Genomic DNA, 12,114 nt, shown 5'->3' with positions numbered 1-12,114 from the left:
CCCCCGAACATGCCCACCGGCGGACAGCCCGGCATGGGTCCCGGTCGGCCGCCGATGTACCAGCAGGGCCCGCCGCCCATGGGCGCGCTCCCCCCGGCCCCCGCGAAGGAGGAGCCGGTCTTCCCGGACGACTCCATGGGCGCCACCCAGAACCTGAACGCGGTGCCGGCAGCGAGCATGGGCACGGGCCCCTCGGCCCGCCCCCTGTACCGCGACGAGGTGCCCGAGGACGCCGGGGCGGACACGGCCCAGTTCGACGTCCAGCGCGATGACTACGACGACTACGACGATTACTACGACGACGGTGACGACGGCCGTCGCTCCTCCGGCACCACGAAGCGCAACGTGCTCTTCGGCGCCGGTTTCCTCGTCCTCCTCCTCGTGGTCGGCGGGGGCGTGTTCCTGTTCGCCAGCGGGGGCCTCGGGGGCGGCGGCTCCAGCGCCACGACCGTCGCCGACGAGGGCAGCGACCCGGGCACCCTGTCGGCCGAGGCGCTCTTCCCCGAGGAGGTGGAGGTCGACGGTCAGGGCACGTTCACGCGTGTGGCCGTCGACGACACCGAGGACTGCGCCACGGGCACCCACGGCGACTACGGGGACGTGCTCAGCGCCAACGAGTGCCGCCAGTTGGTGCGGGCGTCCTACCTGAGCGAGGACCAGAACCACGCCGTGACCGTCGGCGTCGCGGCGATGCCCGGCGACACCGAGGCCGAGGAGGCCCTGTCCGGCCAGGACCTGGTCGGCGCCCACTGGTTCTCGGGCCTGCCCGGCGAGGAGGGCACCCCGGCCGAGCGTCTGGGGTACTCCGGCGGCCACGGCACCAGCGGCCAGTGGGGGCGCTACCTGCTCTTCTCCCTGTCGGCCAACAGCGACGGCAGCGGCGAGGAGGAGGCCGACGCCACCGAACTGCGCGACATCGGCGACGGCTTCATCGACACCGCCTACGAGAACCTCGTCGACGACCGCTCCTGAGGTCCCCGCCCGGGCGGGCCTCCGGCGCGACCCACCGGAGCCCGACCGGGCCCATGCGAACGGCGCCGTCCCCCGGCCGGGGGACGGCGCCGTTCGCGCGTGCGGAGGGTCAGTCGCGGTCCCCCTTGCAGGGCAGCTCGCGCACACGCCGGGTGAGGGAGGCGCGCCCCGCCAGCTCCTCGTCGGCGGGGTAGCGCACCTCCTCCAGACTCAGCCCCTGGGGACCGACCACGTGCACGGACGAGTCGCGCACAGCGGCCCCGAGGACCCGTCCCGGCCACGTGACCTCGCGACGACCGTCCCCGACCGCCAGCAGGGCGCCCACGAGCGCGCGGACCATGTTGTGGCAGAAGGCGTCGGCCTGGATGGTGCCGGCCAGGACGTGCTCCTCCTCGCGCACCCACGACAGGCGCAGCAGCTCACGGATCGTGGTGGCGCCCTCCCGCTTCTTGCAGAAGGCCGCGAAGTCGTGTTCGCCGACGAGCAGAGCGGCCGCCTCGTTCATGCGGTCCACGTCCAGTGGATGCCGGTGCCAGAGCACGTCACGGCGGCGCAACGGGTCCAGCCCGTAGGGCGCGTCGCCCACCCGGTACACGTAGCGGCGGAACAACGGGGAGAAGCGGGCGTCGAACCCGGGCGGGGCCGGCCGCACGTCGTTGACGCGGACGTCCTTGGGCAGCACCCCGGCCAGTCGCCGCAGGACCCGGTCGCCCTCGTTCTCCCAGGTGAGGCGCGGCACGTCCAGTTGGGCCACCTGCCCGCGGGCGTGCACACCCGCGTCCGTGCGCCCCGCGCAGGTCACCGAGGCCTCGGGCAGGCGCAGCACCCTGGCCAACGCCGACTCCAGTTCGCCCTGCACGGTCCGCCGGGTCGGCTGGGTCGCCCACCCGGAGAAGTCCGTTCCGTCGTAGGCGATGTCCAGCCGCAGCCGGACGGTCGGCTCCGCCGACGCCTCGTCCGACGACCGTGCGGCCCCCTCCGGCGCCGTCTCCTTCTCGTCCATCCCCACCCCGTTCACGTCACCGGCCCCTGGGCCACGACACAACAGAAGTGCCCGACCCCCGCAAGGGTCGGGCACTCCACGAGGGCGACGCGCGGGCCTCGCCGGCCGCGCACGCGCACCCTACTTGCTCTCGGCGCTCTCCTCGGAGGCCGCGGGGGCCTCCTCGGTCGTGGCCTCGGCGGTCTCCCCGGCGGCGGGGGCCTCGGGGGCCTCCTCGGCCGGGGCGGCAGCGGCGGCCGGAGCGGCGGGGGCGTTCAGCGCCTCGACCAGCTCGATGATCGCCATGGGGGCGTTGTCGCCCTTGCGCGGACCGATCTTGGTGATGCGCGTGTAACCACCGGGGCGGTTCTCGAAGCGCGGGCCGATCTCGGTGAAGAGCTCGTGCACGACGGCCTTGTCGGTGATCTTGGTGAGCACCTGGCGACGGGCGTGCAGGTCACCGCGCTTGCCGAGGGTGATGAGCTTCTCGGCGTACGGACGCAGGCGCTTGGCCTTGGCCTCCGTGGTGCGGATACGGCCGTGCTGGAACAGCGAGGTGGCGAGGTTCGCCAGGATGTGCCGCTCGTGAGCGGGCCCGGAACCCAGACGGGCGCCCTTGGTAGGCGTGGGCATGGTTTCGTTCTCCTAGTGATGCGGTCCGCGGCCGCACTCGGCCGGGGACCATTGGGCGACGAAGGTCTAGAACTGCTCCGTCTCGACGAAGGACTCGCCCTCGTCGTCCTCGGAGCCGAAGGAGTCGGCCGCGGTGCTGGGGTCGAACCCGGGCGGGGAGTCCTTCAGGGACAGGCCCATGTCGACGAGCTTCTGCTTGACCTCGTCGATGGACTTGGCACCGAAGTTACGGATGTCCAGAAGGTCCTGCTCAGAGCGGGCAACCAGCTCGCCAACGCTGTGGATGCCCTCGCGCTTGAGGCAGTTGTAGGAACGGACCGTGAGGTTGAGGTCCTCGATCGGCAGCGCCAGATCGGCCGCCAGGGCGGCGTCCGTCGGCGACGGGCCCATGTCGATGCCCTCGGCGTCGACGTTGAGCTCGCGCGCCAGGCCGAACAGCTCGACCAGGGTCTTGCCCGCGCTGGCCACGGCGTCACGGGGACGGATGGCCGGCTTGGTCTCGATGTCGACGATCAGGCGGTCGAAGTCGGTGCGCTGCTCGACACGGGTGGCCTCGACCTTGTAGGTCACACGCAGCACGGGCGAGTAGATGGAGTCGATCGGGATCCGACCGATCTCCTGGCCCTGCTGCTTGTTCTGCGTCGCGGAGACGTAACCGCGGCCGCGCTCGACCGTCAGCTCCATCTCCAGCTTGCCCTTGCCGTTGAGCGTGGCGATGTGCAGGTCGGGGTTGTGCACCTCGACACCGGCCGGCGGAGCGATGTCCGCGGCGGTCACCACACCCGGGCCCTGCTTGCGCAGGTACATCAGCACCGGCTCGTCGTGCTCGGAGCTGACGACCAGACCCTTGAGGTTGAGGATCATCTCCGTGACGTCCTCCTTGACACCGGGCACGGTGGTGAACTCGTGCTCGACGCCCTCGATGCGGATGCTGGTGACAGCCGCGCCGGGGATGGAGGACAGCAGGGTACGACGGAGCGAGTTACCGATGGTGTAGCCGAAGCCCGGCTCCAGCGGCTCGATGACGAACTTCGAGCGCCACTCGGAGATGGTCTCCTCGGTCAGCGTGGGACGCTGTGCGATCAACATGGTCCGTGTCTTCCCTTCCACATGGCCGCCCGCTATATGACGGCCACCGGACGGACACCACCCGGTCGGTGGTGTCCCCTACTCGGATTCCTACCCGGTCCGCCCCGGACCCCACCGGGGTCGAGGCGGACCGCACCACGAGGCGCCCGCGGGTAGGAGACGCGGGCGCCGGCGCCGACTCAGACGCGGCGACGCTTCGGCGGGCGGCAGCCGTTGTGCGGAACCGGGGTGACGTCCTGAATGGAGCCCACCTCGAGGCCGGTCGCCTGCAGCGAACGGATGGCGGTCTCGCGGCCCGAGCCCGGGCCCTTCACGAAGACGTCGACCTTGCGGACGCCGTGCTCCTGGGCACGACGAGCGGCGGCCTCGGCGGCCATCTGGGCGGCGTAGGGGGTGGACTTACGCGACCCCTTGAAGCCGACCTGACCGGAGCTGGCCCACGAGATCACCGCACCGGTCGGGTCGGTGATGCTCACGATCGTGTTGTTGAACGTGCTCTTGATGTGAGCGTGCCCGTGGACAATGTTCTTCTTTTCCTTGCGGCGCACCTTGCGCGCTGCACCCTGACGGCCCTTAGGCGGCATGAGTGAAACTCCCAGAGATCATCGGTCCGTATTCGTCTCGGACGCGGTTGACAGGTCCGAGGCGGACTACTTCTTGCCGGCCTTCTTCTTGCCGGCCACGGTCTTCTTCTTGCCCTTACGGGTGCGGGCGTTGGTCTGCGTGCGCTGACCACGCACCGGGAGACCACGGCGGTGCCGAATGCCCTGGTAGCTACCGATCTCCATCTTGCGACGGATGTCGGCCTGGACCTCGCGTCGCAGGTCACCCTCGACCTGGTAGTTGGCGTCGATCCACTCGCGCAGCGTGACCAGGTCCTCTTCGGACAGCTGGTGGACGCGCGTGTTCCCGTCGACACCGGTGTTCTTCAGGGTTTCGATGGCGCGCGTACGGCCAACCCCGAAGACGTACGTGAGAGCGATCTCCACCCGCTTGTCGCGGGGGAGGTCTACGCCGGCAATACGTGCCATGTGGGCGAGACTCCATCCATGCATGTGCGGAGGTCTGACCCGTTCCCTCCTCTCGTCGCCCAATCGACGAGGCCCCGGCCTCCGACCGGGGGTTCTCCCCCACCACCGACGGGCGGGAGATCGGAACAGGTATTTCGTTGTTTCCACGGCCCGGCCGGGGAGTTTCTTCCCCTACCCGGGTCCTGTTAGCGACGCGGAAGTCGCGGCCGGCGAACCGGGGCTGGATCAGCCCTGGCGCTGCTTGTGCCGCGGGTCCGAGCAAATGACCATGATCCGGCCGTTACGGCGGATCACGCGGCACTTCGCGCAGATCTTCTTCACGCTCGGCTTGACCTTCATGGTGACTCCGAACTCATCACATCACCAGTCTTGGGCCGTCCGGCCCCTGACGGGCTACTTGTAGCGGTAAACGATGCGCCCGCGCGTGAGGTCGTACGGGCTCAACTCCACGACGACCCGGTCGTCGGGGAGAATGCGGATGTAGTTCATCCGCATCTTGCCGCTGATGTGGGCAAGGACCGTGTGCTTGTTGTCGAGCTCTACCTTGAACATAGCGTTGGGTAGCGACTCGACAACGGAACCCTCGATCTCGATGGCGCCGTCTTTCTTCGCCATGTCCTCCACGCCTCGCTCATCAATTGGTTGATCATGACAACCCGACGCGACCCCAGTGGCCTCGCATGACACGAAGACTAGGGCGATCGCGGTGAACCGGGATCGCCGAAGCCGAAACACACTGGAAGCTCGGGCCAACTGCGAGAGAGCGTACGTCGATGGAATGACGTGGCACAAAGAAGGCAGACTGACCCAACAGCCCGCGTATGGGCAGTGTCAGTCTATCCCCTTCCGGCAAGTGCTCCCGACCACAGAGCAGAGCAGCCTACACGGTCCGTCCCCTCGAACGAAAACGCGCAAGGCGCCCCGAGACCGACATCGACCCCGATCCCCCCGACGCACCAGGGCGACAACCGCCCAGACGAGGGACCTCTTCCCCTGTGGGAAGCGCGTCGCCCGCCGGGGATCCACCCTTCGACCTCGGGCGTGGCGCCGCCGGCACGTCGGACGCCTGGGACCCGGAGGCGGGGGTCAGCCCTGACCCTGGTGCTCGTCGCCCTGACCGCCGCGCTGGGCGGCCAGCACACCGAACGTCACGACCAGCATCAGGATCCCCCAGGGACCCAGCACCCACAGGAACCACGGGTACGAGGCCCCGGTGGTGAAGTACACGATGAGCCAGATGGTGAAACAGAGGACGTTGACGCCGCCGTAGAGCCACCACGGGACCATGAGGGCGGGGTCGCGCAGACGCAACGGGGGCGCCGCCGCGCCGAGATCGGCGCCGGCCGCGCGCCCCACGTCCACCAGGTCCTTCTCGGGGAGATCGGCGGTGACCCGCGCGAGATCGTCCACGGTCTTGGCCTTGTAGGCGAGGCCGAGCCGCTCGGTGAACTCCTCGTGGTCCAGCCGCCCCTGGGCGAAGTGCTCCTGGAGCAGCCGGGCGACATGGTCGCGCTCGGAGTCGGACGTGCGGATCGACGGCACAGGTTCGGACACTGCGCGCACCTCGCCTTCACACCTGTGAGTGGTCGCCACCCCATAGCCGCCGGGATCCGGCGGGACACGGGGGTGGGCCCGCCGTCACCAGGTCGGCTGGACGAACCCCATCGCGGTGATTTTATCGCGATTCGACTCGCGTGCGGTCAGGACCATCGGTCCGTCCGCGGTGATCGCCACGGTGTGCTCGAAGTGCGCGGCACGCCTGCCGTCCTTCGTGACCACGGTCCAACCGTCGTCGAGCTCCACCACGTCGTGTCGACCGAGCGTGGTCATCGGCTCGATCGCCAGGCACATGCCCTCGCGCAGCCGCAGACCGCGGCCCCGCTTGCCGTAGTTGAGCACGTGCGGGTCCATGTGCATCTGGGTCCCGATGCCGTGGCCGCCGTACTCGCGCACGTTGCCGTAGCCACCGTTCTGCGCGATGTGACCGCCGATCGCGAAGCCGATGTCCCCCAGGCGCTTGCCCGGGACCATCTCCGCGATACCCCGCCACATGGACTCCTCGCACACCTCCATCATGGCGAGGTCCTCGGAACGGGCCTCGCCCACCGCGATGGTGACCGCGGAGTCGCCGTGCCAGCCGTCGAGGATGGCACCGCAGTCGATGGAGATGATGTCGCCGTCGGCCAGCACACGGTCCGCGCTCGGGATCCCGTGCACGACCTCCTCGTTGACCGAGGCGCAGATCGAACCCGGGAAACCGTGGTAGCCCTTGAACGACGGGACGGCCTCGGCGTCACGGATGACCTTCTCCGCGATCGCGTCGAGTTCGAGGGTGGACACCCCGGGCCGCACCGCGGCCCGGAGGGTGTCCAGGGCGCGGGCCACGACCTGGCCCGCCGCCCTCATCTTCGCGATCTGTTCCGGAGTCTTGATCTGCACCTCGGGATCGCCCTTGCGGAACATCAGACGGCCGATCGCTTCTCGGCGATGGCCCCCTGGGCGCGGGCCGTCACCTCGGCCACGGGACCCGTGGCGGAGATGGTGGCCAGCAGACCCTCGGCGGAGTAGTACTCCACCAGCGGGGCCGTCTGCTCCCGGTAGACCTTGAGGCGGTGCCGGATGGTCTCCTCGCGGTCGTCCTCACGCTGGTACAGAGCGGCGCCCTCGTTGTCGCACGCGTCCGCGGTACGCGGGGCGTCGTACTCCACGTGGTACACACGGCCGCACTCGGGGCAGGACCGACGACCGGAGAGCCGCTTGACGACCTCCTCCTCGTCGACCCTCAGCTCCAGGACGACGTCCAAGCCGCCGCCGAGGTCGGCGAGCATGCGCTGGAGCGTCTCGGCCTGGGCGACGTTGCGGGGGAACCCGTCCAGCAGGAAGCCCTCCGCGGCGTCGTCCTGGGCCAGGCGGTCCTTGACCATGGCGTTGGTGACCTCGTCGGGGACGAGGTCGCCACGGTCCATGAACTCCTTGGCCTTCTTGCCGAGTTCGGTCCCGCCGCTGACGTTGGCCCGGAAGATGTCACCGGTGGACACCTTCGGGATCGACAGTTCTTCCGCGAGGATCTGGGCCTGGGTGCCTTTACCGGCCCCAGGCGGCCCCACCAATACTGCACGCATTTATCGCAGAAAACCTTCGTAGTTCCTCTGCTGGAGGTGACTCTCGATCTGCTTCACCGTGTCCAGCCCGACACCGACCATGATCAGGATGCTCGTCCCGCCGAACGGGAAGTTCATGTCGGCACCGGTGGCACCGAGAGCGACCATCGGCAGGAGAGCGATCACACCCAGGTACAGAGAGCCGGGGGTCGTGAGCCGCGTGAGCACGTAGTCGAGGTACTCGGCGGTCGGACGCCCTGGTCGGATACCCGGGATGAACCCACCGTACTTCTTCATGTTGTCGGCGACCTCAGTGGGGTTGAAGGTAATCGCCACATAGAAGAACGCGAAGCCGACGATCATGACGAAGAACGTCGCCATGTACACGGGGTGGGTGCCGGTGAGGAAGTAGGTCTGGAAGAACTGCGCCACCGGGTGGGTGGAGTCCTGCCCGATCAGACCGACGATCAGCTGCGGAAGGTACAGCAGGGAGGAGGCGAAGATCACCGGGATGATGCCCGCCTGGTTGACCTTCAGCGGGATGTAGGTGGAACTGCCTCCGTACATCCGCCGGCCCACCATCCGCTTGGCGTACTGCACCGGAATACGGCGCTGGGCCTGCTCCATGAACACCACGGCGGTGATCAGGGCGAGACCGGCGATGCAGATGATGGTGAAGATCCAGACCGAACGCTCTTCGTACAGACCCATGATCGAGGACGGGAAGACCGCGATGACCTGGGTGAAGATGAGGAGCGACATACCGTTGCCGACACCGCGCTCGGTGATGAGCTCGCCCATCCACATGATGATCGCGGTACCCGCGGTCATCGTGAAGACGATGGTCACCAGAGTGAGGATGTCCTGGTTCGGCATGTAGGAGGAGACCGGGATGGCGTTCTGGAACAGCGCGCCGGTCCGGGCCATGGCCACGATGCTGGTCGCCTGCAGCACCGCCAGCATGAGCGTGAGATAACGGGTGTACTGAGTGATCTTTCCCTGGCCGGCCTGGCCCTCCTTCTTGAGGGCCTCCAGGCGGGGGATGACCACCGTCAGCAGGTTGATGATGATGCTCGCGGTGATGTACGGCATGACACCGAGCGCGAACACCGCCAGTTGCAGAAGCGCGCCACCACTGAACAGGTTGACCAGGGCGTAGACGCCGGACTGGTCGGCGGAGGTGATGGTCTCCATCTGCTCCCTGATCGCCGCCGAGTCGATACCCGGTGCCGGGATCACCGACCCCAGACGGAAGAGCGTCAGGATGAACAGTGTGAACAGCAGCTTATTGCGCAGGTCGGGCGTGCGGAATGCACGAACGAACGCACCTAGCACGTCTCCTCCTGCGCGGCTTCGGCGGCGGAACCGGTTCCAGACATCGCGGCCGATCCTGAATCGTCGTAGAACGTCAGCAGCGGGCACGTCGCCCGTTGCTCGGAAGTACTCACATTACGTCAATCGGGGACCCCGAACAGATGGCACTGTAACAGCCATCACCGAACAGCAGGGTTCGAGCGTCATAACGATCAACATTCGCAACGCCAGAGGGCGTCCGACCAGCGGATCCTGTCGGATCAGCCGGGCGGACGCCCTCGATACGGCATCGTAGGGATGCCCCTACAGCTCGGTGACGGTGCCACCGGCGGCGGTGATCTTGTCCTTCGCAGCGGAGGAGAACGCGTTGGCGCTCACCTGCACGGCGACGGTGATCTCACCGGTGCCCAGGACCTTGACGAGCTGGTTCTTGCGAACCGCGCCCTTGGCCACCAGGCCCTCGACGGTGACCTCGCCACCCTCGGGGTAGAGCTCGCTCAGCTTGTCCAGGTTGACGACCTGGTAGGACGTCTTGAACCGGGCGTTGCTGAAGCCCTTGAGCTTCGGGACCCGGCGGATGAGGGGCATCTGCCCACCCTCGAAACCGGGACGAACGGTGTTACGAGCCTTGGTGCCCTTGGTACCGCGACCCGCGGTCTTACCCTTGGAGGCCTCGCCACGACCCTTGCGGATCTTGGCCTTGTTGGCACCCGGGGCGGGACGCAGGTGGTGCAGCTTGAGCGGCTCGTCGGGGTTGTAGTCGCTCATTCTGCGACCTCCTCGACAGTGACGAGGTGCGAGACGATCGTGATCTGCCCGCGAACCTCAGGGCGGTCCTCACGGACGGTGGACTTGCCGATGCGACCCAGAGCCAGCGACTGGAGAGCAGCGTGCTGCTTCACCTTGCCGCCGATCTTGGAGCGGGTCTGCGTGATCTTGATCTTGGCCATGATCAGGCTCCTGCCTTCGCCTCAGCACGAGCGCGCAGCATGGCGGCCGGGGCGACGTCCTCGATCGGCAGACCACGACGGGCGGCGATCTCCTCGGGCTGGTTGAGGCCCTTCAGAGCGGCCACCGTGGCGTGCACGATGTTGAGCGGGTTGGACGAACCGAGCGACTTGCTCAGGACGTCGTGGATACCGGCGCACTCCAGGACGGCGCGGACCGGACCACCGGCGATCACACCGGTACCCGGGGCGGCCGGACGCAGCAGGACGACACCCGCGGCCTCCTCGCCCTGGACCTGGTGCGTGATCGTGCCCTGGATGCGGGGGACGCGGAAGAAGTTCTTCTTCGCCTCCTCGACACCCTTGGCGATGGCGGCCGGAACTTCCTTGGCCTTGCCGTAACCGACACCCACCATGCCGTTGCCGTCACCGACGACGACGAGCGCGGTGAAGGAGAAGCGACGGCCGCCCTTGACGACCTTCGCGACCCGGTTGATGGTCACGACCTTCTCGATGTAGGAGACACCCTTGTCTGCGGCGCCGCCGCGGCGATCGTCACGGCGATCACGCCGCTCGCCACCGGCGCCGCGCCGCGGTGCTGCAGCCATCAGTGGTTCCTCTTCTCGTGGTTGTACTCGGCCTTTACAGACGTCATCAGAACTCCAGCCCGCCCTCGCGCGCCGCGTCGGCGAGCTTCACGATACGACCGGCGTAGCGGTTACCACCGCGGTCGAACACGACCTGGGTGATACCGGCGTCCTTCGCGCGCTGCGCGACGAGCTGGCCGACCTTGACGGACTTGTCCGACTTGGTGCCATCGACCCCACGCACGTCGGCCTCGACGCTGGACGCGGCGACCAGGGTGTGACCCTTGGTGTCGTCGATCAGCTGGGCGACGATGTGCTTGGAGGAGCGGAAGACGGCCAGACGGGGACGCTCAGCGGTCCCGACGACCTTCTTGCGCACGCGGAACTGACGACGCTTGCGCGCGGTGGTGGCCTTAGCGGTGCGCTTGCGGCTCACGGCGATGCCCATGCCTACTTACCAGCCTTTCCGGCCTTACGGCGGATGTGCTCACCCTGGTACCGCACGCCCTTGGCCTTGTACGGGTCAGGCCTGCGCAGACCGCGGATGTTCGCGGCGACCTGGCCCACCAACTGCTTGTCGATGCCCTCGACGTGAAGGATGGTCGGCTTCTCGACCCGGAAGGTGATGCCCTCCGGCGGCTCGACCACGACGGGGTGGCTGTAGCCCAGCGAGAACTCCAGGTTGGAGCCACGGGCCTGGACGCGGTAACCCACACCGTGGATCTCCAGCGTCTTGGTGTAGCCCTTGGAGACACCCTCGACGAGGTTGGCCACCAGTGCACGGGTCAGACCGTGCAGCGACCGGTTCTCCGGCTTGTCATCGGGACGAGCCACCGTGACCACACCATCCTCGAAGGAGGCGGTGATGGGCTCGGTGATCGTGTGCTTCAGTTCGCCCTTCGGCCCCTTGACAGTGACGTCTTGCCCGTTAATCGTGACCTCGACGCCCTTGGGGACCGAGAGCGGCAGTCGACCGATACGCGACATGCTTTTCGTCTCTCCCTAGTTACCAGACGTAAGCGAGGACTTCGCCGCCCACGCCACGCTTCTTGGCCTGCTTGTCAGTCATCAGGCCGCCGGACGTCGAAATGATGGCCACACCGAGGCCACCCAGAACGCGAGGAAGGTTGTCCTTCTTCGCGTACACGCGGAGACCGGGCTTGGAGACCCGGCGGATGCCCGCGATGGAGCGCTCACGCGTGGGGCCGTACTTCAGCTCGAGAACGAGGTTCTGGCCGACAGTGGCCTCCTCGGTCCGCCACCCCTGGATGAAGCCCTCCGCCTGGAGGACCTCGGCGATGTGCGCCTTGATCTTGGAATACGGCATCGTCACGGTGTCGTGGAAAGCCGAATTCGCGTTACGCAGACGCGTCAACATGTCTGCGATCGGGTCGGTCATTGTCATGGCCGACTGGCCCTTCCTCACCGCGGTTTCCGAGTGCGGGCCTTCCCAGAGCC

General features: G+C 67.7%; 18 protein-coding genes. 1 reads left to right on the top strand and 17 read right to left on the bottom strand.

What is annotated here, in order from left to right; all coding sequences use genetic code 11:
- On the top strand, nt 1-972 hold a 972-nt coding region (locus DSY14_RS10725), incomplete at its 5' end, for a hypothetical protein (RefSeq protein ID WP_374223999.1).
- Nucleotides 973-1,081: 109 nt separating this feature from the next.
- Here DSY14_RS10725 and truA read toward each other — a convergent pair.
- The 17 genes from truA to rpsH form a co-directional block, all read right to left on the bottom strand.
- Nucleotides 1,082-1,975: a tRNA pseudouridine(38-40) synthase TruA gene (gene truA / locus DSY14_RS10720; RefSeq protein WP_249187663.1), complete on the bottom strand. Its 894-nt coding sequence runs from the start codon at nt 1,973-1,975 to the stop codon at nt 1,082-1,084.
- Nucleotides 1,976-2,095: 120 nt separating this feature from the next.
- Entirely contained in the window at nt 2,096-2,587 is a 492-nt protein-coding gene (gene rplQ / locus DSY14_RS10715; RefSeq protein ID WP_211716350.1) for a 50S ribosomal protein L17, read from the bottom strand.
- 66 nt (nt 2,588-2,653) lie between these two features.
- Nucleotides 2,654-3,676, bottom strand: a complete 1,023-nt coding sequence (locus tag DSY14_RS10710) for a DNA-directed RNA polymerase subunit alpha (protein WP_211716349.1) — start codon at nt 3,674-3,676, stop codon at nt 2,654-2,656.
- A 179-nt stretch (nt 3,677-3,855) separates the two neighbouring features.
- On the bottom strand, nt 3,856-4,260 hold the full coding sequence (gene rpsK, locus DSY14_RS10705; protein WP_013156138.1) for a 30S ribosomal protein S11: 405 nt from the start codon (nt 4,258-4,260) through the stop codon (nt 3,856-3,858).
- Between the two features lie 66 nt (nt 4,261-4,326).
- Nucleotides 4,327-4,707 (bottom strand): 30S ribosomal protein S13, encoded by a 381-nt coding sequence (gene rpsM, locus DSY14_RS10700; protein WP_211716348.1) that lies wholly within the window; start codon nt 4,705-4,707, stop codon nt 4,327-4,329.
- A 225-nt stretch (nt 4,708-4,932) separates the two neighbouring features.
- The gene (gene rpmJ / locus DSY14_RS10695; protein WP_013156136.1) at nt 4,933-5,046 is read right to left on the bottom strand and encodes a 50S ribosomal protein L36; all 114 of its coding nucleotides are present in this window, start codon (nt 5,044-5,046) and stop codon (nt 4,933-4,935) included.
- Nucleotides 5,047-5,100: 54 nt separating this feature from the next.
- Nucleotides 5,101-5,322 carry a translation initiation factor IF-1 gene (infA, locus tag DSY14_RS10690; RefSeq protein ID WP_017578623.1) on the bottom strand — a complete coding sequence of 74 codons (222 nt, stop codon included), beginning with the start codon at nt 5,320-5,322 and terminating at the stop codon, nt 5,101-5,103.
- 471 nt (nt 5,323-5,793) lie between these two features.
- Nucleotides 5,794-6,261 carry a DUF1707 domain-containing protein gene (locus tag DSY14_RS10685; RefSeq protein ID WP_211716347.1) on the bottom strand — a complete coding sequence of 156 codons (468 nt, stop codon included), beginning with the start codon at nt 6,259-6,261 and terminating at the stop codon, nt 5,794-5,796.
- Nucleotides 6,262-6,345: 84 nt separating this feature from the next.
- Nucleotides 6,346-7,170: a type I methionyl aminopeptidase gene (map, locus tag DSY14_RS10680; protein WP_211716346.1), complete on the bottom strand. Its 825-nt coding sequence runs from the start codon at nt 7,168-7,170 to the stop codon at nt 6,346-6,348.
- Complete coding sequence (locus tag DSY14_RS10675) at nt 7,170-7,829, bottom strand: adenylate kinase (RefSeq protein WP_211716345.1); 660 nt, start codon at nt 7,827-7,829, stop codon at nt 7,170-7,172. Before DSY14_RS10675 ends, map begins: the two co-directional genes overlap by 1 nt.
- Nucleotides 7,830-9,143: a preprotein translocase subunit SecY gene (gene secY, locus DSY14_RS10670; RefSeq protein ID WP_211716344.1), complete on the bottom strand. Its 1,314-nt coding sequence runs from the start codon at nt 9,141-9,143 to the stop codon at nt 7,830-7,832.
- Between the two features lie 282 nt (nt 9,144-9,425).
- Nucleotides 9,426-9,890, bottom strand: coding sequence for a 50S ribosomal protein L15 (gene rplO / locus DSY14_RS10665; RefSeq protein WP_211716343.1), 465 nt, complete (start codon nt 9,888-9,890; stop codon nt 9,426-9,428).
- Nucleotides 9,887-10,072, bottom strand: coding sequence for a 50S ribosomal protein L30 (gene rpmD / locus DSY14_RS10660; protein WP_211716342.1), 186 nt, complete (start codon nt 10,070-10,072; stop codon nt 9,887-9,889). Before rpmD ends, rplO begins: the two co-directional genes overlap by 4 nt.
- A 2-nt stretch (nt 10,073-10,074) precedes the next feature.
- Nucleotides 10,075-10,677: a 30S ribosomal protein S5 gene (gene rpsE / locus DSY14_RS10655; protein ID WP_014911996.1), complete on the bottom strand. Its 603-nt coding sequence runs from the start codon at nt 10,675-10,677 to the stop codon at nt 10,075-10,077.
- Between the two features lie 46 nt (nt 10,678-10,723).
- A complete protein-coding gene (gene rplR, locus DSY14_RS10650) occupies nt 10,724-11,104 on the bottom strand; it encodes a 50S ribosomal protein L18 (RefSeq protein WP_211716341.1) in 381 nt (126 codons plus the stop codon).
- Nucleotides 11,105-11,106: 2 nt separating this feature from the next.
- Nucleotides 11,107-11,643 (bottom strand): 50S ribosomal protein L6, encoded by a 537-nt coding sequence (rplF, locus tag DSY14_RS10645; protein ID WP_211716340.1) that lies wholly within the window; start codon nt 11,641-11,643, stop codon nt 11,107-11,109.
- Between the two features lie 19 nt (nt 11,644-11,662).
- On the bottom strand, nt 11,663-12,061 hold the full coding sequence (rpsH, locus tag DSY14_RS10640; RefSeq protein ID WP_211716339.1) for a 30S ribosomal protein S8: 399 nt from the start codon (nt 12,059-12,061) through the stop codon (nt 11,663-11,665).
- Nucleotides 12,062-12,114 lie beyond the last annotated feature (53 nt).

Origin of the sequence: Nocardiopsis sp. MG754419 (assembly GCF_018207095.1) — a bacterium.
Taxonomy (GTDB): domain Bacteria; phylum Actinomycetota; class Actinomycetes; order Streptosporangiales; family Streptosporangiaceae; genus Nocardiopsis.
The sequence above is the reverse complement of the archived record's forward strand: the minus strand, read 5'-3'. Positions and strand labels throughout refer to the sequence as shown.

Coding starts and splice junctions, on each gene's coding strand:
- rpsH (WP_211716339.1), bottom strand. CDS start 12,061: ATGACAATGACCGACCCGATCGCAGACATGTTGACGCGTCTGCGTAAC.
- rplQ (WP_211716350.1), bottom strand. CDS start 2,587: ATGCCCACGCCTACCAAGGGCGCCCGTCTGGGTTCCGGGCCCGCTCAC.
- rpmD (WP_211716342.1), bottom strand. CDS start 10,072: ATGGCCAAGATCAAGATCACGCAGACCCGCTCCAAGATCGGCGGCAAG.
- rpsM (WP_211716348.1), bottom strand. CDS start 4,707: ATGGCACGTATTGCCGGCGTAGACCTCCCCCGCGACAAGCGGGTGGAG.
- rpsK (WP_013156138.1), bottom strand. CDS start 4,260: ATGCCGCCTAAGGGCCGTCAGGGTGCAGCGCGCAAGGTGCGCCGCAAG.
- map (WP_211716346.1), bottom strand. CDS start 7,170: ATGTTCCGCAAGGGCGATCCCGAGGTGCAGATCAAGACTCCGGAACAG.
- truA (WP_249187663.1), bottom strand. CDS start 1,975: ATGGACGAGAAGGAGACGGCGCCGGAGGGGGCCGCACGGTCGTCGGAC.
- rpmJ (WP_013156136.1), bottom strand. CDS start 5,046: ATGAAGGTCAAGCCGAGCGTGAAGAAGATCTGCGCGAAGTGCCGCGTG.
- rplR (WP_211716341.1), bottom strand. CDS start 11,104: ATGGGCATCGCCGTGAGCCGCAAGCGCACCGCTAAGGCCACCACCGCG.
- DSY14_RS10675 (WP_211716345.1), bottom strand. CDS start 7,829: ATGCGTGCAGTATTGGTGGGGCCGCCTGGGGCCGGTAAAGGCACCCAG.
- rplF (WP_211716340.1), bottom strand. CDS start 11,643: ATGTCGCGTATCGGTCGACTGCCGCTCTCGGTCCCCAAGGGCGTCGAG.
- infA (WP_017578623.1), bottom strand. CDS start 5,322: ATGGCGAAGAAAGACGGCGCCATCGAGATCGAGGGTTCCGTTGTCGAG.
- rplO (WP_211716343.1), bottom strand. CDS start 9,890: ATGAGCGACTACAACCCCGACGAGCCGCTCAAGCTGCACCACCTGCGT.
- rpsE (WP_014911996.1), bottom strand. CDS start 10,677: ATGGCTGCAGCACCGCGGCGCGGCGCCGGTGGCGAGCGGCGTGATCGC.
- DSY14_RS10710 (WP_211716349.1), bottom strand. CDS start 3,676: ATGTTGATCGCACAGCGTCCCACGCTGACCGAGGAGACCATCTCCGAG.